Raw genomic sequence first — 21,639 nt, forward strand, 5'->3', positions numbered from 1 at the left:
TTTCAGTAGCGCTCCGGCACAATCATCTCCACGTAGTCATACAGGGCTGCCAGCACCTCCTGTCCCCGTTCGTCGGTCTCCGCCCCCAGGCGATCCAGCTCCGAAAACAATTCATCGACAGTGCGCGCCCCGCCAGCGCCCTCAAACAGGCGCGCCGCACGATGCTGCTCCCAATGCTCATGCTCCTCCTCGGACAAAGTCTGCGGGAAGTTACGCGCGCGATAGCGGAAGAACAGCTCCCCCAAGCGGTCATCCTGGAAATGCGGTGACGCCGACGCCAGCTTGGCCGGAGGCTCGCGCCGCAGCGACTCCAGCAAGCGCTTATCGCCATTGCTGACAAAGCCGCCGTACAGATCCTCGTCCACGTCCGCCGGCTCCGCGACCGGACGCCAGAACACCTGATCCCAGACCGCCGACATATCCGGCCCCGCCGCAGCCCGCGCCGCGTTGGCACGAGCGGACTCCAGGTCCAGCCCCCAGCGCTCCGCCATTTCCGGCCGCAGCGTCTTCAGGTTCGACACCAGCATCGGCGACTTGTTCAGGTGGATGCTCTTGATCGGCAGGCGCGTCATCCCTTCCGGCATGGCATCGGCGCGGGTGAACATGCGCAGACGGATCGTCTCCGCATCCAGCGCAAACAGCTCCTGCGGGTCATGGGTGCAATCCCACACCAGCAGTTCATTCTTGTTGGACGGATGCGGCGCCAGCGGCCACACCAGCGCCAGGCAGCCGCGCTCCGCCGGGAACATGCCCGACACATGCAGGAAAGGCTGGCGCAGCTCGCGCGCCAGGTGCAGGCCGATCTCCTCGGCCACGCGGTCTTTCTTGTGCAAGGCCAGGCAGAAATCGAACAGCTTCGGATGCTTGTGCCGGATCAGGCGGGCCAGGGCGATGGTGGCGCGCACGTCGGACAGCGCATCGTGCGCCGCCTCATGGACCAGGCCATTGGCCCTGGTCAAATGCTCAAGCTTGAAGCTCGGTTTACCGCTATCATTAAGAGGCCACTCAATACCTTCGGGGCGCAGCGCATAGGTCATCCGCACCACATCCAGCAAATCCCAGCGTCCGCATTGGTTTTGCCACTCGCGCGCATACGGGTCGATCAGGTTACGCCAGAACAAGAAGCGCGTCACTTCATCGTCAAAACGGATAGTGTTGTAGCCTACGCCTATGGTGCCAGGCTCTGAAAAGGCCTTCTCGACAGTTGCGGCGAACTGATGCTCGGGCACACCCTGCTGCAAAGCTTGCTGCGGGGTAATGCCGGTAATCAGGCAGGCAACCGGGTCCGGCAGGTAATCGTTGGCCGGCTGGCAGAACAGCATGATCGGCTCGCCGATTTCGTTCAGCTCTGCATCGGTGCGGATGGCGGCAAACTGGGCGGGGCGGTCACGGCGTGGCACAGCGCCGAAGGTTTCGTAGTCATGCCACAGGAAGGTATGGTTGCTCATGGTGCAAATGTTGGTTCTCGTTATCGAATGCTGAGGCAAGGAGGACTGTTGTGTCAAATCCCATTTCCGTCAACACCCGTGCCACGCCCGCCACGGCGAGCAATGACACGGCTATTTCGGCGTCCACCCGCGCCAAGATGCAGCTAAACGTGTCGATCCTGCAGGAATCGGCCTCGGTTTCGCTGAATTCCGAGAACGACCCGCTGGCGCTGGTCTACAAATCGGCAATTACCTCGATTAATGAGCAGCTGGAGGCCGATTTCGGTCCCGATGCGATCCAGAACGCCAGCGGGCAGGACAACTCGCCCGAAGGCACGGCGGGCCGCATTGTATCGCTGTCCACGGCCTTCTTCGGCGCTTTCCAGCAACAGCATTCCGGGCTGGAAGGCGACGACGCCCTGGATCGCTTCATGGACACGATCAAGGGCGGCATCGAAAAAGGGTTCAAGGAAGCGCGCGATATCCTGAAGGGCTTGAAGGTACTGGGCGGCGACATTGCCTCGAATATCGACAAGACTTACGAGCTGGTGCAGAAAGGCCTGGACTCCTTTGTGTCGAGTCAAAGGCAGGCTTCATCGACCGACGAAGCCCAGAGCGGAAAAGTAGCATAAAAAAAGTCGGGGTCAGGTCTGGCAATCCGCCATTTTGGCGGATTTCCAGACCTGACCGCGACTTTCATTTTGCGACTTCGACGCGGTTGCGGCCGCTTTCCTTGGCGCGGTAGAGCGCTGCGTCGGCGGCGGCGATGAGGGCGGTTTCGTCCTGGGCCGGGCCCAAAGCGGCGACGCCGAAGGAGCTGGTGATGTGCGGCAGCGGCTGGCGTATGTCGCTGAAGACGACCGCTTCGCGCATGCGCTGGCACAGGCGGCCGGCGACGACTTCGGCCACCTGCAGATTCGTGTCGGGCAGCACCACCATCATTTCTTCCCCGCCGTAGCGCACCGCGAAGTCGGTCGGCCGCAGGGCGCCGGTCAGCACGTGCGCGGCGGTGCGCAGCGCTTCGTCGCCTTGCAGGTGGCCGTGGCTGTCGTTGAATTTCTTGAAGTGGTCGATGTCGAGCATGATCAGCGACAGCGGCTGGCCCGTGGCCTGGGCACTGGCGATCAGTTGCGGCAGGAAGTCGTTCAGCCAGGCGCGGTTGTACAGGCTTGTCAGGCCGTCCACCATCGACAGCTGGCGATAGAACTCGCCCAGCTTTTGCCGGCGCCGCAATTGCGCATTGGCGGCGCGAATGCGGAAGGACAGCATGCGCAGCAGGTTGCGCGCGACGCCGTTGGCGGCGTCGATCAGCTGCCACGCCAGTTCCGACTCAATCACCAGCAATTCGCTTTGCTCCAGCGCGGTCATGGCGGCCTGGTTGGCTTCTTCGTCGAGCACGGCCTGTTCGCCGACGCTTTCGCCGGGCAGCACTTTGCTGATGGTGCTGCCGTCGGACATGCCGGTGCTCATGTCCGCTGCTACCGACAGGGCGCCGCGCAGCACGATGTAGAAACGGGCGCGTTGCGGGTCTGCGACCGCTTCGCCTTGTTCGACCAGCATGATCGGGCATTCTTTCAACAGCGGTGCGATGCGCAGGCTGTCTGCGCCGCGGAACAGCTGCAAGGCCTGGATCTGATAAGCGGAAGCGCCGAAGGTGCCAATCGGTTTCAAGATGAACTTTCTTACTGCGGTATCAACAGGTGTTAATGATAGCCTAAGTGTGGTTCAATATCGCCCATGACTTTTACCGACATCCTCGGCCAGCACCATGCGGCCGCCCCGAGCGCGCGCATCGTGTCGCTGGTGCCTTCGATTACCGAGCTGCTGTGCGACCTCGGCCTGGCGCCGCAACTGGTGGGGCGTACCGGATTTTGCATCCATCCCGCGGACGTGGTGCGCGATATCCCGAAAGTGGGCGGCACCAAGGACGTCAACATCGAGAAGATCCGCAAGCTGGCGCCTACCCACCTGGTGGTAAACATCGACGAGAACGAAAAGCCTACCGTCGACAAACTGGCTGAATTCGTGCCGAACATCGTGGTGACGCATCCGATCGAACCGCGCGATAACCTGGCGCTGGTGCAGTTGATGGGCGGCGTGTTCTGCGCGCAGGAGCGCGCGGACGCCTGGTGCCGCGAGTTCGAAAGTGAGCTGGCGCAAGTGCCTGCGGGCCGTCCGCAGCGCGTGTTGTACTGCATCTGGAAAGATCCGTGGATGACAGTGTCGCGCGATACCTATATCGCGCGCATGCTGGCGCTGATCGGCTGGTCGATTCCTGAAATCGGCGACGCGCGCTATCCAAGTTTCCAATGGAGCGATGCGCTGGTGCGCGACGTGGACCGGGTGCTGTTGTCGTCCGAGCCTTACCGCTTCACGGAAGAACACGTGGACGCACTGGAGCGCCAGATCGGCAAGCCGGTACAGTTGGTCGATGGGGAAATGATGTCCTGGTACGGCAGCCGTGCCCTGCAAGGTATCCGGTACCTGAAGGGCCTGGCCGCCGCGGACTAAGGATTATTCCTCAGCCTCTTCGAAGTTGGGCTGCGAAGTGTGGCGCTTGCTATCGTTCAGGCGGCCCAATGCGCTTTCGATAGCACGTTGCAGCTTGTCTGCTGCGCCATGGATGGATTGATGCAGGGTTGCCTCGTGGTCGGTCACGGCAATCGGCTGGTAGCCGTTGACGCGCGCCTCGATCATGCAGCGGATATCGCCGTCAGAGGACTTCTGTGCATTGCCTTCGCTGAGGTGGACGTCGACGCGTCCGATGTGCTCGCCGAACCGGTGGAGTGCAGTCTGGACCACTTCTTTCACATGGTCATCCAGGCCTGCAGTACGTTCGATGGTTTTGTCGGTGTTCACACTGATTTGCATATGCTGCTCCCGTTTGTTAACCAAAACGTGTTGCCACGCGATTTAATCTTACTCCTACATTAGCGAAGCCGCCATATTCACAAATAAACCCAGGATAAGAAGATTGAAGAAGAAGCTCAGCACGGATTGGCCGAGCACCAGCTTGCGCATCGAGGACGATTGCACGGATACGTCCGAAGTCTGGGCGGCGACCGCGATCGTGAAGGAGAAGTAAAGGAAGTCCCAATAGTCCGGCTGGGCTTCTCCGCCCGGGAAGGACAGGGGGCACGGGCGTCCCTCGACGTTGTAATACAGGTGGGCGTAATGGAAGCAGAACAGGGTGCCGACCAGGAACCAGGACCCCACCAGCGTGATCACCACGAAGGCGTAATGCAGCCCGCGTTCGTTGGCCGGCATATCGCGCAGGCTGGCCAGTTCGCTGCTGATGGCGATCATGCTGGCGACCGTGGCGACGACCAGGCTGGCCAGGATGGTCGCGGCGCGTTCATCCTGGCGCGCGGCGATGCGCTTCACCTCGCGGTGGTCGGCGCGCATCATCATCCAGCCCACGGTAAGCAGGTACATCCAGACCGCGATATCCCAGGCCGTCAGCACGCGCAGCAGCGGCTTCCAGTGCGAGGGCAGGAACACGCCGGCCAGCGCGCCGACCGCGATGGCGGCGCTCAGGTGGGGGCGGCTGCGAACGATGTGGTAGCTCATGCAGCAAATCTTACTACTTGTCGTGATGGGGGAAGCGGTCCATGCGCGACAGGATAGGGAAGCGCCAGGCCCAGATAGCGGTGACCGCAAGCGTGGCGACGCCGCCGAAGATCACTGCGCGCGTGAGTCCCAGCCAGCCGGCGGTGACGCCGGATTCGAATTCACCGAGTTCGTTGGAAGCGCCGATAAAGACGGCGTTCACGGCGCTGACGCGGCCGCGGATTTCATCCGGCGTCTCGAACTGCACCAGCAGGTGGCGCACGTACACGCTGATCATGTCGCCGGCGCCGAGCACCAGCAGGCAGGCCAGGGCAATGACGAAGCTGTCCGTGAAGCCTACGATGACGGTGCAGATGCCGAAGACTGCGACACCGCCGAACATCCAGGCGCCGACACGGCGCGTGATCGGCCAGAACGCCAACGCAATCGAGGTGATGGCCGCACCTGCGCCGGGGGCGGTGCGCAGCAGGCCCAGGCCGGTTGGTCCGACATGCAGCACGTCGTGCGCCAACGCCGGCAGCAGGGCGGTCACGCCGCCAAACAAGACGGCGAACAGGTCGAGTGAAATCGCGCCCAGCATGATGGGGCGCGACCAGACGAAGCGCAGCCCTTCCAGCACGCTGTGCCAGGTGGCGGGCTCTTTGCGCGTGGCTTGCGGGGCGGGCCGGGTGAGGATCACCAGCACCACGGCTGACAGCAGCATGAGCGAGGTGACGGTGTACACGGTGCCGGGCCCATAGATGTACAGCAGGCCGCCCAGCGTTGGGCCGAGGATCACGGCAACCTGGAAAGTGGAGCTGGAGAGCGCCACGGCGCGGCTGAAATCTTCGGTCGGCACCATGTTCACCAGGACCGCTTGCGTGGCGGGGCTCATGAAAGCGCGAGCGCTACCGTACAGCACCAGCACAGCGAAGATCGGCCATACGGCGCTGAAGCCGCTGTGCGTGTAGCCAAGCAGCGCCAGCCCGCATACCAGTTGCGCGCCGAGGCAGGTGGCAATGATATTGCGGCGGTTGTAGCGGTCTGCGGCGTGGCCGGCGTACAGGATCAGCAGCAGAAAGGGCGCAAATTGCGCCAGGCCGATCATGCCGAGGTAGTACAGGTTCTTGGTTTGTGCGTAGACTTGCCAGCCGATGGCGACGTTCTGCATTTGCACGGCGATGGTGCCGAGCAGGCGGGCTGACAGGTAGAAGGCGAAGTTGCGGTGGCGAAGGACTGAGAAACCGTTGGATGACATACGTTTGCGTGCTTGGGGAAGCCGTGGGGCGCCGCGCGCCCCACGGCACGCAGCGCGGGGAAAGTCTTAAGGTTGCTGGAGGTCTGCTTCGGAAGTGAAGGCATCGGCAAAGAATTCGTCTTCCGGCAGCTTGCAATCCTTGACGAAATCGCGCTTGGCCGATTCGACGACGATCGGGGCGCCGCATGCATAGACCTGGTAGCCCGACATGTCCGGCAGGTCGTCGATCACGGCCTGGTGGACGAAACCGGTGCGGCCGCTCCAGTTTTCTTCCGGCAGGGCGTCCGAAACCACCGGTACGTACTTGAAGTTCGGCAGTTCTTGCGCCCATTGGCGGCACAGCGCATCCATGTACAGGTCTTGCGGGCGGCGGCCGCCCCAGTACAGGGTCATTGGGCGCCTGGAGCCGCTGGCGCGTTCATGTTCGACAATCGCCTTGATCGGCGCGAAGCCGGTGCCCGATGCCAGCAGCACCATCGGCTTGTCGGAATCGTCGCGCACGAAGAAGGTGCCCAGCGGGCCTTCGAAGCGCAGGATGTCGCGTTCCTTCATGGTGCTGAACACCTGGTCGGTGAACAAGCCTCCCGGCATATGGCGGATGTGCAGGGTGAGCGCGCCGCCCTCTGGTGCGGTGGCGATCGAGTAGGCGCGGCGCTTGCCGTCGCGCAGCAGGAACTCGAGGTACTGGCCGGCCTTGTACTGGAACGTCTCGTTGGCCGGCAGTTGCAGCGTCAGCACGATCACGTCCGGCGCCAATTTCTCCAGCGAGTTGACGCGGGTCGGCATTTTCTTGATCGGGAATTCGCCGCTGCCCACCACTTCGCGCGCCTGCAGCACCAGGTCGGAATGTGGAATCGCGCAGCAGAACAGCGACATGCCGGCCGCTTCTTCTTCCTCGCTCAGGGCGCGGCGCTGGTGCGATTTGTGGCTGACCGAGCCCGACACCACCTTGCCTTTGCAGGAGCTGCAGGCGCCATTCTTGCAGCCGTATGGCAGGCCGACGCCGGCGCGCATGGCTGCGGCCAACACGGTTTCGTCGTCTTCGCAGATGAATTGGTGGCCGCTAGGCTGAACAGTAATTTGGAAAGACATACAATCTTAAATATGGAAATCAGTAAAAAATTCAACAAGCCGCGCCTGCTGGTCATTGGTTGCGGCGATGTAGGCATGCGTTTGCTGCCTTTGGTGCGCGCGCATTACCGCGTATTTGCCGTGACCAGCCAGCGCGAGCGCTTTGCCGAATTGCGTGCGGCGGGCGCCGTGCCGGTGCTGGCCAACCTGGACCAGCCTGAATCGCTGCGTCGCCTGGCCGGGCTGGCGCACCAGGTCGTGCACCTGGCTCCACCGCCGGGCGAGGGCGGGCTGGATCGGCGCACCCGCAATGTGACCGCCATTTTACCTGACCGGGCGCAAGTGGTTTATGTGAGCACCAGCGGCGTGTACGGCGACCTGGCCGGGCGCTGGGCGGACGAAACCCAGCCCGTTGCGCCACGCAATGCACGGGCGCTGCGGCGGGTCGATGCGGAGAACGTATTGCGGGCATGGGCGCGCCGAGCCCAGGGTCGGCTGTCCATCCTGCGCGTGCCGGGTATCTATGCCGCGGACCGCCTGCCGCTCAAGCGCCTGCAGCAAGGTACTCCCGCGCTGCGTGCACAAGACGATGTTTACACCAACCATATCCACGCCGACGACCTGGCACGTGTTGTATTGGCGGCCTTACGCAAAGGAAGTTGTAACCGTGTGTATCACGCGGTAGATGACACGGAACTCAAAATGGGGGACTATTTCGACATGGTGGCCGATCATTTCGGCTTGCCGCGCCCACCTCGCCTGGATCGTGCAGCATTGGCGCAGGCTGTGACGCCAACCCTGTTGTCCTTCATGTCGGAATCGCGCAGGCTGGCGAACCGGCGCATGAAGGAGGAGTTGCTGGTACGGCTGCGGTTCCCGGATGTTGCAGCCGCCCTGAGTTGCATCAAGCGCCCGTGATGCTGCCGGCGCTATCTTGTGCCAATGCCTGCCAAGGAGGGCGCCATGTACAGCCATCCCACCAAGGAGCAAGTCCGTGCCTACCTGGCCCAGCGTGGCCATGCCCATCTTCCCCCGCCTTCGCCTGAGGAAATCAGGCGCCGCCTTGACTGGCGTTCGGAGTACACTCCAATGCCCGCGGCCCTGATGTACCTCCCTCCCGCCCTGGTCTGGATCACGTTTGCCTGGCTGTGTTTGCCATTTACTTTAGCAACAAACGACCAGAAGTAGTCTTTTTGTTAAACTATATGAATTCCTAGCACAGCTTTACGCGCTAGAATCTATCAAAATCTCACGGCGTTAAGCGAACGGCAATTAAACGGTGTATGATACCGTCCGTGTGCCGAAAATTGCGTCAACAACGGCTTTTTCTGGCGCTCTTTGTCGAAAATTCCGCCAATAATTTTGTTGCGACCACGCAACACACTGAAAAAGTATAGTCATGAGCTCTCTGAAAGAAATTACTGCATCGTCGTCTTACAATCCGAACCGCGTCCTGGACGCTATCATTGAAAAGCTGCAACTGAAAAATGACGCAGCCCTGTCCCGCGCGCTGGAAGTTGCCCCACCAGTGATCAGCAAGATCCGTCACAACACGCTGCCTATCGGCGCGACGATCCTGATCCGCATGCATGAAATCAGCGATTTCAGCATCCGTGAACTGCGCGACCTGATGGCGCACTAAGCTTTCGTCCGGACGAAAAAAAACGGCCGCACCTGTTATCAGGTGCGGCCGTTTTTATTTGCGTGCTCGATCAGGCTCAGGCGCCTGCCAGGCGAGGACGGGCGGAGTAGAACAGCGATTGCGATGCCGCCTGGGCCTCGGCGCTGACGCGGCCGGAGTAGGCGGTTTGGGCACCGGCGGCAACGCGGCCGGAGTAGGCGGTTTGCGCTTCAGCCGCGACACGGCCGGAGTAAGCGGTTTGTGCTTCAGTTGCGACACGGCCGGAGTACGCCGTTTTCGCTTCTGTCGTTATACGGCCGGAGTAGGCCGTCTTTGCTTCGGCTGTCACGCGGCCGGAGTAGGCGACTTGCGGTGCAGCTTCGGTAGCGACGCGGCCGGAGTAAGCCACTTGCGGCGAAGCTTCAGCCGCCACGCGGCCGGAGTAGGCAACCGCGACACGGCCGGAATAAGCAACTTTCGGTGCGGCTTCGGCTGCGACACGGCCCGAGTAAGCCACTTGCGGTGCAGCTTCCACAGCGACCCGGCCCGAGTAGGCTACTTGCGGTGCGGCTTCCATAGCCACGCGGCCCGAGTAGGCGACTTGCGCACCAGCTTCGGCGGCAACGCGACCGGAGTAGGCTACCTGCTGGCCGGTTTCGTCTGCCACGCGGCCCGAGTAGGCAACCTGGGAGCCGTCTGCAGCAGCCTCGACAGCGACGCGACCCGAGTAAGCAACGGCGCTACGGAAATAGTCTTCGCCGAAGGTTTCTTCATACAGCTCCTTCATGCGATTACCTACGCGTTCATGCGCCTCTTCGTCGTCCTCGCCGCGCAGGCCGATGTATGGGAAGTGATGCAGGTAGTAGCCGAACACATTCTCGCAGTCGATGAAGTACTTCATCGTATCGAGGATGTGATAGTGCCAGAAGATGTCGACGTCCATCAGGGGAGCGGTTTGCTCGTTAGGGAACATTTTCATCAGGTACAGGAAGCGGCGGTATTCGAATTCGGTAGCGTTGACCTTTTCCAGCGACCAGCCCTCGCCGGACTCCACGTGCATCAGTTTCACCTTGATAGGTTCCAGGTCCAGATCGGCAATAGCCTTGAAGCTTTCAGCAGAAATCATGAGTGACAATCCCTTTAAAAGTGAGCGAATTTAAGACTGACTGAGAGAGAGAAGACGCCGTTCTAGGGGGCTGGTGTTGTGGTGCCAGGCATCTGGTGTGTTCGGAGTTGGGAACACAGATGTTGATGTAGATCAACTAGCTCAAGTATAGACTTAGCCCCCGGCAATGCAAGTAACAATTTACACGTGCGCGGAATAAACAACACAGGCGAAGATCCTTTCAAATCAATAGCTTGTCGCGCCGTCAAATGTTACAAATGCATTTTTGCTGAGCTGTGGAAAGGGAGTTTGATATGGATCAACAGCGGCAGGTAAAGTCTTAGCAAGTGGTAAAAACGCCTAAGCGCTGAGGCGCATATCGTCGGCAGGCGCCACCCGGTAGCCGACCGGCACTGCAATGCTGACCGTGGTGCCGCCATGCGGCAGGCTGTTGATCGAGCAGTTCCCGCCGAGCAGGCTGATGCGCTCTTCGATGCCGACCAGGCCGAAAGAGCCGGCCTTGTGCCGGCTGGCGGTATTGATGCCGATGCCGTTGTCGCTGATGGTCATGCGCAGCATGCCGTGCATCTGTTGCAGTTCGACCCGCACCATGGTGGCCGATGCATGCTGGTGGATATTGCTTAGCGATTCCTGCAGCACGCGGAAGAAAGCGGTCGCACAATGGTCGTCGACGCCATGGTCGGCCACGGCATCTTCAATGAATTCGCACTTGATGCCGGAGCGCAGGCGGAATTGCGCGATCTGCCATTCCACCGCTGCCGACAGGCCGAGGTCCAGCACATTCGGCCGCAAGTCGTTGATGATCTGGCGGACGCTGCGGATGGTGTTGTCGATCTGGTGCAGCGTGGCGCGTGCCCGCGCATGCAGCCGCGGGTGGGTTTTCTCGGTGCGCGTGGCGAGGATATCGGCCTCAATGCGCAGGGCCAGCAGGTTCTGGCCCAGGTCATCGTGGATTTCGCGCGCGATGCGCTTGCGCTCTTCTTCCTTGATGTGGTCCGCGTGCGCAGCGAGGCGGCGCAGGCGATGGTGCGACAGTTGCAGGCGCGCCTGGCTGTCGCGCAATTCGCGCGTCATGGCGCGCGCCAGCTTCACGGCGCGGCGGCGGGAAGAAGCCAGCGTTATGAACAGCGCATAGATCAGCACACTCGCGCCGAAACCCATGCTGCCCGCCAGCGCGGGCAGAAACTGGTCGAAGCTGGAATACAAGGCGCGCTTCGGCACGCTGAACTGCGCATGCCAGGTGCGGCCATGAAACTGCACCGGCAGCTCGGTAACGAAATGGTCGCTGTCCGCCCTTGGCATATTAGGCTGGCTATCGAACAGTTGGGCAGGCGGCTTGCCAATGCTGCTGCTGTCGCGCAGCGATACGCGCACCGTGCGCACCGGCATTTCACCCAGTGCCGCATCGACCAGGCGCGGTACGCTGAACCCCAGCCCTACTGAACCAATGCAGGCCAGGCGCCGTTCTTCGATCGTGGTAATGGGCATGCTGTTGCGGTAGATGGGAATGCGCATTGCCATGCCCACATGGCTTGGCGCACTGCGCAGCGGGATGGGCTGGCCGGAGCTGCTCAAGGCGCCCTGGTCGCGCGCTGCGAACAGTGCGCCTGCCACGCCGGGGCGGGCCGCGATATCCAGGCCGTAACGGTCGCCGAACCCTTCCAGCGGTTCGATCAGGGTCAGCACCGCGTATTCGGGACGTTTTCCTTCTGGATGGAGGCGGTAGGAGGGATAAAGGTTGTCGGTAAGCTGGCGCTGGCGGGCTTCCGCCGCGGGGCGCTGGGCATCGGTGTAGTACTCGGCAAAGTTGATGTTGTCGATGGCCGGGTAATTGTGCTCGAGGTCCAGTCCCTGCACATAGCGGTGGAAGGTTTCCCGGGTGACTTCGCCGCCGGCCTGGAAATAGCTGGCGGCGGCGCGCAAGACATCGGTATATGCCTTGATGCTGGCGTTGATATTGAACTGCGTGTTGCGGGCCTGGTTGTGGAAACGGGCGCGCGCTTCACTTTCGACGGAACGCGTGGCAACCGTATGGAGTCCGAGCGCCACGGCCAGCGACAGCACAATGCCTAGCCACCACAAGGGCTTGGTGGGGGAAAACAGGCTGAGCTGTAAGCGGGTCATTGCCTGACTATAAGAATTTCCATGCTTCAAGGTCAAGTTGCAAAAACACCACTTTGATTGAAATCAAACGAACAATAAAAAACCGCCCGCAGGCGGCTTTTTTGTCACAGTTCGGGTCAGTTATTTGGCCCAGCTGTCTTTCAATGTGACGATGCGGTTGAATACCGGCTTGCCGGGCTGCGACAGCACGCGGTCGGCCACAAAATAGCCATGGCGCTCGAACTGGTAACGCTGTTCCGCGGGGGCATCCTTCAAGCCCGGCTCCAGGTAAGCCTTCACGATTTCCAGTGCTTTCGGATTCAGGAATTCCTTGAAGTCCTTGCCGCCGGCATCCGGTTTCTCTTCGGTGAAGAGGCGGTCGTACAGGCGCACTTCCGCTTCCAGGGCCGCTTCGGCGCTGACCCAGGTGATATTGCCTTTCACCTTGTAGGTGTCGGCGCCCGGGGTGCCGGACTTGGAATCTTCGAAGTATTTCACGCGCACCGCAGTGACCTTGCCGTTCTCATCCTTGTCGAAGCCGGTGCATTCGGCCACGTAGCCGTATTTCAGGCGCACGCGGGCGCCAGGCTGGTCGCCGGCAGGAGGGGTGAAGCGGAAGTAGCCTTTGGTCGGCACTTCCATGAAGTCTTCTTCTTCGATCCAGAGTTCGCGGGTGAACGGGAAGGTGCGATGTCCCAGTTCAGGGTGGTGCGGGTGAACCGGCGAGGTGCACTCGACCGACTGGCCTTGCGGGAAGTTTTCGACGATCAGCTTCAGTGGGCGCAGCACGGCGATGGCGCGCGGTGCTTTTGGGTCAAGGTCTTCACGCACGGCGCCTTCCAGCACGCCGAAGTCGATCCAGCCGTCGGATTTGGTCACGCCGGTGCGTTCGCACATCAACTGGATGCCTTCCGGGGTGAAGCCGCGGCGCCGCATGCCGGCCATGGTCGGCAGGCGCGGGTCGTCCCAGCCGTCGACGATGCCTTCTTCCACCATCTGGCGCAGCTTGCGCTTGGAGGTGACGATATAGGTCAGGTTCAGGCGCGCGAATTCATACTGGTGCGGCACCGGCTTGGCGAAGAAGCCGCCTTCCGACAAGGTTTCCAGCAGCCAGTCGTAGAATGGGCGGTGATCCTGGAATTCCAGGGTGCAGATCGAATGGGTGATGTTTTCCAGCGCATCCGAGATCGGGTGCGTGTAGTCGTACATCGGGTAGATGCACCAGTCGTCGCCGGTGCGGTGATGGTGGGCATGGCGGATACGGTAGATCGCCGGGTCGCGCATATTCATATTCGGCGAGGACATGGCATCTTCGCTGATCTTGGCGCGCAGTGCGTGCTCACCATCCTTGTATTTGCCCGCCTTCATGTCGCGGAACAGCTGCAGGTTTTCTTCCACCGAGCGGTTGCGGAAAGGCGAATTGGTACCGGCGGCGCCGAAACCGCCGCGGGTGCTCTTCATTTCCTCGGCGCTCTGGCTGTCGACATAGGCCTTGCCGACCTTGATCAGGTATTCGGCCATTTCATACAGCTTGTCGAAGTAGTCGGAGGCGTAATACAGGTGATCGCCGGCGCCAACCGGGCCTTTGTAGTTCCAGTCGAAACCGAGCCAGCGCACGCTGTCGATGATGGAGTCGACGTATTCCTGTTCTTCTTTTTCAGGGTTGGTGTCGTCGAAGCGCAGGTGGCAGCGGCCGCCGAAATCGCGCGCCAGGCCGAAGTTGGTATAGATGGACTTGGCGTGGCCGACGTGCAGGTAGCCGTTTGGCTCCGGCGGGAAGCGGGTAATGACCGGCGGCAGGCCTTCGCGCTTATTGACGCCGGAGGCCAGGTCGGCTTCAACGATATTGCGCAGGAAATTCGGCGCTGGGGCCGGGGCGGCAGTTTTTTTGTCGTTGCTCATGTATGTTCTTGGTTTAAAACCGGTAAACCTGGGTCAGACCCAAGGGTCTGACCCTGTCTGTGCTGTCGCCAGGGGTTCGGGTTCTTGGCCTTTGACTTTTGACGAAGATCAAAAGCCTTAAACCCAACCGCTAGCCGTTGAGTAGACTGGGTCTGACCCTTGGGTCAGACCCAGGTTTACCGGTTTTAGGGTGATATTCAGCGTAAACAGGGCATTTTATAGGATAATTTGTCCTTACGCGTTTAAAAACCGGCCCGGAGTTGCAATATGGAAAATTTATATAATGTGCTCGGTGTCGCGCCTAATGCCTCTGACGAGGAAATCAAGAAGGTCTATCGTTCCCTGGCCATGCGTTTCCACCCGGACCGCAACCAGGAACCGGGCGCAGATGCCCGCTTCAAGGCCATCGTCAAAGCTTACGAAGTGTTGTCCGACCCCGAGAAACGGGAAGAATACAACCAGAGTGTGCACCACCGCATCATCATCGACCCGGAAGCGGAAGCCTACCAACAGTGGCGATCCGTTTTCAGCGTCAACGGCGTGACGATCCCCGCCGCCTGAATCAACAGAAAGACAGCAGCAAATGAGAAAAGTACACCCAGAGTTCGCCTACCAGGCGCGCGAGCTGGAAGGGCAGATCGAGGGCATCCTCGGCGATCCGCCTGACCACAAGAACTACAAGAAGATGGTCGAAGCCCTGCGCACCGAATACCTGAACGGCGGCGGCATCGACGATTTGAACATGATGGCTTTCGCCCTGGTGGACGTGATTGAATTCCACGACCCGAAGGCCGCTTTTGCCGACGCCGAAGACTTCGAACACGGCGACCCGGCCCGCGTGTTCGGTGCAGCCACCTGCCCGAAGGCGGAAGGCTTGCTGGAAGCGCTGGAAGAGAACCACCCCGACCTGGCACGCCAGGCCATCATCACCGCGCTGCTGCACAAGCATCCGCGCATGTGGGACGACGAGGACACGTCGCTCGACCGCCTGGCTGAAGGCGACGAGGGCGATGATGAAGACGATTACTCGGATGATGTCGCAACCGACGACTTCACCGGCATCTTTGACCAGCAGGAGGATTGAGCATGACCGACAAGAATCTGCCAGCCATTCGCAAGCAGGTCACCGAACTCGTTCTGGCAGGCTCCCTGGAGCACGCCGAACGCGCCTTTGCCGAAGCAGCCGACACCCACGGCGACCTGGCCGTGGTGGAAGTGCTGCAGGAGTTGCCGCCGCACGTGACGGCGCTGCACATGTCCGGTTTCGACGGCGGCAAGATGTCGCTGGCGACGCTGCTGGTGCCGCCGAAGCAGTGGGCCGAAAGCCTGGCCTACCTGGCAGCGACCTGGCCGGACGACATGATCGAAGACGATCCTGAACGCATCGCCGAATCGCTGTTCGCGCACATCCACGGCGTTGTCTTCGGCACCGAAGACGAGGAGCGCCGCTCCGAACTGCTGAAGGAAGCCTCGGCTACCGACTGGGGCTGCACCGCATTCGCGATCCTGTTCTCGCTGGCGCCGAAAGAAGTGCTGGAAGTGGCGGGCGAGGTGATTTCGAAAGGCGCCTACCTGACCGGCCAGACCGCGTCGGACAACGACATCGTGCCGCTTGCCGTCGCCCTGGCGAAGGCCAATGAAGACGGCTGGGACCGAGCGCTGTTCGAACTGTTCCCGGAATTCCGCCACAGCGCCGACCTGGCCGATGCTGAATTCAGCGACGATCCGGACGAAGAGCCTGAGCACCTGCAGCGCTCGACCAAAGAGCTGCTGTACCGGCTGCGCAAGCAAGTGCCGACCACCCGCAGCGGCACCGGCCGTGAACGCGCACGCCGCTCGATCGGCACGGGGATCTTCGGCTGATGCTGCCCGCACTCGTCAAAGAAAACCTGCCGCGACTGACCCGCGCCATCAAACTGCTGCCCGGCGACGACCGCGAAGATGCGGCCGTCGTCCTGGCGGAAGAATTGAGCGGCATCACGGCCATGGTGGCGGACAAGTTCACCAACAACCGCACGGCGGAAGGCATCCAGAGGGCAGTCAACCTGACCGTTGGCGGCGTTTCGCTCGGCCTGGAGCAGCTGCTGACCGTCGACTCCGACGAGCTGGCGCTGGACTTCCTGGTGGAGCAGGGCGCCGAGCTGGCGTTCCAGGCCGGCTTCGTCCAGCTGAAGGACCTGGCGGCGATGCCGGAAGATACGCTGATCGGTGAGTACGACAACGACCCGATGTACGCACAGCGCCGCCTGCGCGACCTGTTCTTCGACATCTGCTTTACCGAGCCGGGCGCCAACTGGGATGGTCCATCCAAATACCAGACCCAGTTGAAGCAGCGGCAGGAAGTGCAGGCCGTGGTGCGGCTGGCGAACTGGCTGCGCCGGCATAACCTGGAAGGCGCGATCAAGGATCCTGACCTGAACGCGGAAGGCGTGATTGCGCTGGCGATCATCTTCGCGGTGGAAGGCGGCGGCCGCATTGTCGCCCGCACCGGCCAGAAAGAGTTTGAACGCTTCGTCAAGGCTGTGCGCAAAGCCAAGCCGGATTACGAGGCAGGCTGGGAGGCGCTGGTGGCAGCGGTACCGGAGCAGCATCGCGCAGTGCTGCTGAACCGGATCGACCTGTATCGCCGCACCTGCACCGTACTGCAAAAGCTGCCGGGGCGTTTCGCAATGAAGACGCTGTGGACCGAGCTGGAAAACTACGCCGGCTCCGAGCTCGACGCCGACTACGACTGAACCTTGGCTGGGGTCAGACCCAAGGGCCTGACCCGGTTTTACCGGTTCTCTTCGAGCGCCACCCGCACAAACGCCTCCACCAGCGCCCCGCCATCCGCCCGCCGCTGCGCCAGTTGCAGCGAAGTGACCGCCCCCGCATCATCCAGCGGACGAAACGCCACGCCCTCCAAATGCATCGACTGGAACGGCGACGGCAGCACCGACACCCCAATCCCCGCCGCAACCAGTCCGATAATGGTTGCCGCCTCGCCCGCCTCCATCGCCACCTGCGGCACAAAGCCTGCCGCCCGGCACATGCCCAGGATCGCGTGATTAATGCCCACGCCGGACTCCTTCGGATACATCACCCACGGAAGCTCCGCCAGGTCAGCCACTTTGATCTTGCGCTTGCGCGCCAGCGGCGAATCGCTGGCGAGGACCAGCAGCAGCGCATCCCGGCGCAGGGTAGTCAGCGCCAAGTGCTCCGGCAACGCCACCTCGGGCGGACGCACAAAACCAAGATCTATCTTGCGCGCCTCCAGCGCATCGATCTGGTGCAGCGTCGTCATCTCATGCAAGGTGAGCGCCACGTCCGGATAAAGCTGCCGGTAGCGGCGGATGGTGCGCGCAAACAGCGGGGTGAATGGCGTTGAAAACGTGAAGCCAACACGCAGTTCGCCGGCCTCGCCGCGCTGCGCCCGGCGCGCCCGTTCCGCCGCACGCTCGGACTGCGCCAGGATAGCCCGTGCGTCCTCCAGGAACAGCTTGCCGGCCTCGGTCAATCGCACCCAGCGCTTGCTGCGGTCGAACAGGCGCGCGCCCACTTCCGCCTCCAGCGCCTGGATTTGCTGGGAGAGGGGCGGCTGGCCGATATGCAGCCGTTCGGCAGCGCGAGTGAAGCTGAGCTCCTCGGCGACAGCCACGAAATAACGCAGGTGACGCAATTCCATAATATGTTGAAGCGATTAATAACGCCTCAAATATATATTGGACAGTAATACTGGGCAATCCTAAGATGGATTCACCATGAAAGCCCTGAGCCACCCCACCAATCGCGCCATGTTCTTTGGCGGCTTCTCCTGTTTCGCACTGTTGTACTGCGTACAACCGCTGATGCCGCTGCCGTCCCACGAATTTGCGCTGACGCCGGCCCAGGGCAGCCTGTCGCTCTCCCTGTCGACGGCCGCCTTGGCGGTCTCGCTTCTGGTGTCGAGCGCGATCTCCGACCGTTTCGGCCGCAAGCCCTTGATGGTTGGTGCGCTCGCGATTTCCGCCTTGATGACATTGCTGTGCGCACTGGCCGGTGGCTACGGCCAATTGCTCGCCGCACGCGTCCTGCTTGGCATTGCACTGGGCGGCATGCCCGCCGTCGCCATGGCCTACCTCGCCGAGGAAATCGAGCCCGCGTCACTGGGCCTGTCGATGGGCTTGTATATCAGCGGCAGCGCGTTCGGTGGCATGGTCGGGCGCATGGTGACTTCCGTGCTGAGCGATTTTTTCTCGTGGCGCGTCGCCCTGGTGGCGATGGGCGTGGCCGGCGTGCTGGCGGCTGCCGAGTTCTGGCGCAGCCTGCCGGAATCGCGCCGCTTCCGCCCCTCAACCGGAGGTTGGCGCGCACTGCCGGAGCAAGCGCGCCGGCACCTGGGTGACGAAGGACTGCCGTGGCTGTTCACCCTGGCTTTCCTGTTGATGGGTTGCATGGTAAGCGCCTACAACTACATCAGCTACCGCCTGCTGGCCGCGCCTTTCGATTTGCGCCAGAGTGTGGTCGGCGGGATCTCGCTGCTGTACCTGCTCGGGATTTTCAGCTCAGTCTGGGCCGGCAAGCTGGCCGACCGCTACAGGCGCAAGGGTGTGCTCTATCTGGTGCTCAGCCTGATGCTGGCCGGAATCGTACTCACCTTGTCGAGCTGGCTGCCGTTGGTCGTGGGGGGCTTGGCCTTGTTCACTTTCGCCTTCTTCGCATCGCACTCGATGACCAGCAGCTGGGTAGGCAGGCGCGCTCGCGGGGCGGCATTGGCCTCGGCACTGTACCTGTTCTTCTATTACCTTGGTTCCAGCGTGATCGGCTGGGCTGCGGGGATATTGTGGGGGAGGGCGGGCTGGACTGGAGTTGTCGCGCTGCTCGCCAGCTGTTTGGTGGGAGCTGTTGCGATTGCTATCCACTTGCGCCGGTTGACGCCCATTGCGCCAATGTTGAGCCAGATCAAAGCTGAGGCAGGGTGATTGAACCGCCGGGTGAGAATGATCTCCAAGTCCGACCGGCACGCTGGGTGCCGTTTTGAGCGAGGAGATCATCATGATGCACGATCGCGAAATCCGTATCAGGCTCAGCAACATCCAAATGGCAGTGAGCCAGGCCGCGCAAGCACTATCGGCCGAACGCCACCTGACTGGCGAGCTGCGCGACACGATCCAGAAGCTGGACCGCCGCTCCGACGACATCAGCGAAATGCTGGTGAGTGAAGACTACGCCAACGTACCCAAGTTGGTAGACGATATGGAGCTGCTCGGCGCCCGCGCCCGCCGCGTCTGCGCCAGCGAGCGCATGCAGGTCACCCCCGAGATGAAAGCCGTCGTGAACCACATGCACCGCGAACTGTTCGACTTCAAACAGCACCTGCACTAAAAGCCGCACCAGCCGAGCCCGTGTCACACCATGGGGTCACACCCTAAGTGTGACACGGGCTCTTCCTTAGCACGGTCGGGCTCGTGTCACACCTGGGGTGTGACCCCACGGTGTGACACGGGCTCGGCCGTATCGCTTTTACAGGATGCCTTTGCTGCGCAGGGTGGCGATTTCTTCTTCGCTGCGGCCGAGGACTTGGCGCAGTACTTCGTCGGTGTGCTGGCCCAGCAGGGGCGGGGCCATGTCGGTTTCGGCCGGGCTGGCGCTCAGGCGCATCGGGTTGCGCACCAGTTTTACCTTGCCAGCGGTCGGGTGGTCGGTTTCGATCATCATGCCGCGCGCTTGTACTTGCGGGTTCTTGAACACGTCATGCAGGTCGTTGATCGGGCCGCATGGCACGCCCACCGCTTCCAACTGCTCGATCCACCAGTCGCGTGGCTGCGACTTCACCATGTCGGCCAGGATCGGCACCAGCTCGTCGCGGTTCTTTACGCGCAGCGGATTGGTAGCGTAGCTTTGGTGGAAAGCCAGGTCGGCGCGGCCGCCCACTTCGACAAACTTCTGGTACTGGCCGTCGTTGCCGGTGGCGACGATGATGTAGCCGTCGGCGCAGGCGAAGGTCTGGTAGGGCACGATGTTGGCGTGGGCATTGCCCCAGCGCTTAGGCGCCTTGCCGCTATTCAGGTAGTTGGAGCCCATATTGGCCAGCATGGCCACTTGCACGTCCAGCAGCGCCATGTCGATGTATTGGCCTTCGCCGGTGCGGTCGCGGTGGGTCAATGCGGCCAGGATCGCGATGGTGGAGTACATGCCGGTCATCAGGTCGGTCAGCGCGACGCCGGCTTTTTGCGGGCCGCCGCCGGGCAGGTCGTCGCGCTCGCCGGTCACGGACATCAAACCGCCCATGCCCTGGATCAGGAAGTCGTAGCCGGCGCGGTGTGCGTACGGTCCGTCCTGGCCGAAGCCGGTCACGGAGCAGTACACCAGGTCCGGCTTGACAGCCTTCAGCGAGTCGTAGTCCAGCCCATATTTTTTCAGCTGGCCGACCTTGTAATTTTCCAGCACCACGTCGGCCTGCCTGGCCAGTTCGCGGATCAGGGCCTGCCCCTCAGGCTTGGAGATGTCGCAGGTCACGGAGCGCTTGCCGCGGTTGGCGGACAGGTAGTACGCCGCTTCGGTGGTGTCGGCGCCGGAGGCGTCCTTGGCGTATGGCGGACCCCAGGCACGCGTGTCGTCTCCGGCGCCAGGACGTTCGATCTTGATCACGTCCGCACCAAGGTCGGCCAGGTTCTGCGAGCACCAAGGCCCAGCCAGTACGCGGCTTAAGTCCAGTACGCGAATGTGTCCAAGGGCCTTCGGCGTCATGTTGTCTTCTTCCTACTGTTTTCAGGGAGCGTTAGCTTAACGCATCCAACCGTGTTAGTGTCTTAATCCTATGTGGCCCTACCCAAAAATCGTTGCGCATCGCGGAGGCGGTACGCTCGCTCCGGAAAATACTATCGCCGGCCTGCGCGCTGGCCTGGCTTATGGTTTCCGCGCGGTGGAATTCGACGTCATGCTGTCGTCCGATGCCATCGGTGTGGTGATGCACGACTCGCATTTCGGCCGCACTGTGTACGGCGACGGTTTTCTGCCTAACTTCACGGCTGCGGAATTGGCGAAGATGGATGCGGGCCGCTGGTTCGGACCTGAGTTCCGCGGCGAGCCCGTGCCCTTGTTCCTGGAATGGGTCGATTACTGCAAAGAGCACAAGATCTGGATGAACATCGAGATCAAGCCGGCGGAGGGCCATGACGAGGCGACTGGCCGCTGGGTGGCGCAAACCGCGCGTGCCCGCTTTGCCGCCGAAGTGGCGGCGGGCGATCCGGCGCAAATGCCTTTGCTGTCTTCCTTCAGCATGCCTGCTTTGGCGGCCGCGCGTGATGCGGCGCCTGACCTGCCGCGCGCTTGCCTTTTCGATAAGATTCCTGCGAATTGGCTGGCAACGGTGCGCGAGCTTGGCGCGGTGGCGATCCATACCAATCACAAATACCTCACGCCGGACCAGGCGAGGGCGGTGAAGGCGGCGGGCCTGGGCCTGTTTTGCTATACCGTGAATTCCCCTGAGCGAGCGCGGGAAATCCTCGCCCTCGGCGTGGACGCTTTTTGCACCGACCGCATCGACCTGATCGGGCCGGACTTCGACTAGCGGCTTAGAGGCCGACGCCCACCGCAACGGCGGGCTGTTCACGTATAATCA

22 protein-coding genes are annotated in these 21,639 nt (G+C 61.8%); 11 read left to right on the top strand and 11 right to left on the bottom strand.

Going from position 1 to position 21,639, the window contains the following annotated elements; genetic code table 11:
• Window positions 1–2 precede the first annotated feature (2 nt).
• Window positions 3–1,448: an exodeoxyribonuclease I gene (gene sbcB, locus ASD07_RS24805; RefSeq protein ID WP_055936671.1), complete on the bottom strand. Its 1,446-nt coding sequence runs from the start codon at window positions 1,446–1,448 to the stop codon at window positions 3–5.
• A gap of 50 nt (window positions 1,449–1,498) precedes the next feature.
• Between sbcB and ASD07_RS24810 the strand changes: the two genes are divergently transcribed.
• The gene (locus tag ASD07_RS24810; protein ID WP_055936674.1) at window positions 1,499–2,059 is read left to right on the top strand and encodes a DUF5610 domain-containing protein; all 561 of its coding nucleotides are present in this window, start codon (window positions 1,499–1,501) and stop codon (window positions 2,057–2,059) included.
• 64 nt (window positions 2,060–2,123) lie between these two features.
• On the opposite strand, the gene ASD07_RS24815 is transcribed toward ASD07_RS24810, so the two are convergent.
• Entirely contained in the window at window positions 2,124–3,098 is a 975-nt protein-coding gene (locus ASD07_RS24815; RefSeq protein WP_055936677.1) for a GGDEF domain-containing protein, read from the bottom strand.
• A gap of 66 nt (window positions 3,099–3,164) precedes the next feature.
• On the opposite strand from ASD07_RS24815, the gene ASD07_RS24820 reads away from it, so the two are divergent.
• Window positions 3,165–3,938 (top strand): helical backbone metal receptor, encoded by a 774-nt coding sequence (locus ASD07_RS24820; protein WP_055936680.1) that lies wholly within the window; start codon window positions 3,165–3,167, stop codon window positions 3,936–3,938.
• A gap of 3 nt (window positions 3,939–3,941) precedes the next feature.
• On the opposite strand, the gene ASD07_RS24825 is transcribed toward ASD07_RS24820, so the two are convergent.
• From ASD07_RS24825 to ASD07_RS24840, 4 genes are all read right to left on the bottom strand, one after another.
• A complete protein-coding gene (locus ASD07_RS24825) occupies window positions 3,942–4,298 on the bottom strand; it encodes an HPF/RaiA family ribosome-associated protein (RefSeq protein WP_055936690.1) in 357 nt (118 codons plus the stop codon).
• Window positions 4,299–4,352: 54 nt separating this feature from the next.
• Window positions 4,353–4,997 carry a DUF1345 domain-containing protein gene (locus tag ASD07_RS24830; RefSeq protein ID WP_055936692.1) on the bottom strand — a complete coding sequence of 215 codons (645 nt, stop codon included), beginning with the start codon at window positions 4,995–4,997 and terminating at the stop codon, window positions 4,353–4,355.
• A gap of 13 nt (window positions 4,998–5,010) precedes the next feature.
• Window positions 5,011–6,234 carry an MFS transporter gene (locus ASD07_RS24835; RefSeq protein WP_055936694.1) on the bottom strand — a complete coding sequence of 408 codons (1,224 nt, stop codon included), beginning with the start codon at window positions 6,232–6,234 and terminating at the stop codon, window positions 5,011–5,013.
• Window positions 6,235–6,300: 66 nt separating this feature from the next.
• Window positions 6,301–7,326 (bottom strand): CDP-6-deoxy-delta-3,4-glucoseen reductase, encoded by a 1,026-nt coding sequence (locus tag ASD07_RS24840; RefSeq protein ID WP_055936697.1) that lies wholly within the window; start codon window positions 7,324–7,326, stop codon window positions 6,301–6,303.
• 12 nt (window positions 7,327–7,338) lie between these two features.
• Here ASD07_RS24840 and ASD07_RS24845 point away from each other — a divergent pair, with 12 nt between their 5' ends.
• Both ASD07_RS24845 and ASD07_RS24855 read left to right on the top strand, forming a co-directional pair.
• The gene (locus tag ASD07_RS24845; protein WP_055936700.1) at window positions 7,339–8,223 is read left to right on the top strand and encodes an SDR family oxidoreductase; all 885 of its coding nucleotides are present in this window, start codon (window positions 7,339–7,341) and stop codon (window positions 8,221–8,223) included.
• A gap of 481 nt (window positions 8,224–8,704) precedes the next feature.
• On the top strand, window positions 8,705–8,947 hold the full coding sequence (locus ASD07_RS24855) for a hypothetical protein (protein WP_055936706.1): 243 nt from the start codon (window positions 8,705–8,707) through the stop codon (window positions 8,945–8,947).
• Window positions 8,948–9,023: 76 nt separating this feature from the next.
• Here the strand turns inward: ASD07_RS24855 and ASD07_RS24860 are convergent, their stop codons facing one another.
• From ASD07_RS24860 to ASD07_RS24870, 3 genes are all read right to left on the bottom strand, one after another.
• On the bottom strand, window positions 9,024–10,052 hold the full coding sequence (locus tag ASD07_RS24860; protein ID WP_055936709.1) for a glycine-rich domain-containing protein-like: 1,029 nt from the start codon (window positions 10,050–10,052) through the stop codon (window positions 9,024–9,026).
• Window positions 10,053–10,391: 339 nt separating this feature from the next.
• Window positions 10,392–12,176: a CHASE domain-containing protein gene (locus ASD07_RS24865; protein ID WP_055936712.1), complete on the bottom strand. Its 1,785-nt coding sequence runs from the start codon at window positions 12,174–12,176 to the stop codon at window positions 10,392–10,394.
• A 120-nt stretch (window positions 12,177–12,296) separates the two neighbouring features.
• Entirely contained in the window at window positions 12,297–14,057 is a 1,761-nt protein-coding gene (locus ASD07_RS24870; RefSeq protein ID WP_055936715.1) for a glutamine--tRNA ligase/YqeY domain fusion protein, read from the bottom strand.
• Window positions 14,058–14,324: 267 nt separating this feature from the next.
• Here ASD07_RS24870 and ASD07_RS24875 point away from each other — a divergent pair, with 267 nt between their 5' ends.
• The 4 genes from ASD07_RS24875 to ASD07_RS24890 are packed head-to-tail and all read left to right on the top strand — an operon-like array spanning window position 14,325 to window position 16,792.
• Complete coding sequence (locus tag ASD07_RS24875) at window positions 14,325–14,618, top strand: DnaJ domain-containing protein (RefSeq protein WP_055936718.1); 294 nt, start codon at window positions 14,325–14,327, stop codon at window positions 14,616–14,618.
• A 22-nt stretch (window positions 14,619–14,640) separates the two neighbouring features.
• On the top strand, window positions 14,641–15,141 hold the full coding sequence (locus ASD07_RS24880) for a hypothetical protein (protein ID WP_055936721.1): 501 nt from the start codon (window positions 14,641–14,643) through the stop codon (window positions 15,139–15,141).
• A 2-nt stretch (window positions 15,142–15,143) separates the two neighbouring features.
• Entirely contained in the window at window positions 15,144–15,920 is a 777-nt protein-coding gene (locus tag ASD07_RS24885) for a hypothetical protein (protein ID WP_055936724.1), read from the top strand.
• Window positions 15,920–16,792 (top strand): hypothetical protein, encoded by an 873-nt coding sequence (locus ASD07_RS24890; protein WP_055936726.1) that lies wholly within the window; start codon window positions 15,920–15,922, stop codon window positions 16,790–16,792. Before ASD07_RS24885 ends, ASD07_RS24890 begins: the two co-directional genes overlap by 1 nt.
• A 38-nt stretch (window positions 16,793–16,830) precedes the next feature.
• On the opposite strand, the gene ASD07_RS24895 is transcribed toward ASD07_RS24890, so the two are convergent.
• Window positions 16,831–17,721: a LysR family transcriptional regulator gene (locus ASD07_RS24895; RefSeq protein ID WP_055936729.1), complete on the bottom strand. Its 891-nt coding sequence runs from the start codon at window positions 17,719–17,721 to the stop codon at window positions 16,831–16,833.
• Window positions 17,722–17,797: 76 nt separating this feature from the next.
• On the opposite strand from ASD07_RS24895, the gene ASD07_RS24900 reads away from it, so the two are divergent.
• Window positions 17,798–18,997 carry an MFS transporter gene (locus tag ASD07_RS24900; RefSeq protein ID WP_055936732.1) on the top strand — a complete coding sequence of 400 codons (1,200 nt, stop codon included), beginning with the start codon at window positions 17,798–17,800 and terminating at the stop codon, window positions 18,995–18,997.
• A 73-nt stretch (window positions 18,998–19,070) separates the two neighbouring features.
• Entirely contained in the window at window positions 19,071–19,400 is a 330-nt protein-coding gene (locus ASD07_RS24905) for a hypothetical protein (protein ID WP_055936735.1), read from the top strand.
• A gap of 138 nt (window positions 19,401–19,538) precedes the next feature.
• Here ASD07_RS24905 and ASD07_RS24910 read toward each other — a convergent pair whose 3' ends face one another.
• The gene (locus tag ASD07_RS24910) at window positions 19,539–20,765 is read right to left on the bottom strand and encodes a CaiB/BaiF CoA-transferase family protein (RefSeq protein ID WP_055936738.1); all 1,227 of its coding nucleotides are present in this window, start codon (window positions 20,763–20,765) and stop codon (window positions 19,539–19,541) included.
• A 70-nt stretch (window positions 20,766–20,835) separates the two neighbouring features.
• On the opposite strand from ASD07_RS24910, the gene ugpQ reads away from it, so the two are divergent.
• On the top strand, window positions 20,836–21,588 hold the full coding sequence (gene ugpQ, locus ASD07_RS24915) for a glycerophosphodiester phosphodiesterase (RefSeq protein WP_055936740.1): 753 nt from the start codon (window positions 20,836–20,838) through the stop codon (window positions 21,586–21,588).
• Window positions 21,589–21,639 lie beyond the last annotated feature (51 nt).

This window comes from Duganella sp. Root336D2, assembly GCF_001425005.1.
Classification (GTDB): domain Bacteria; phylum Pseudomonadota; class Gammaproteobacteria; order Burkholderiales; family Burkholderiaceae_D; genus Rugamonas.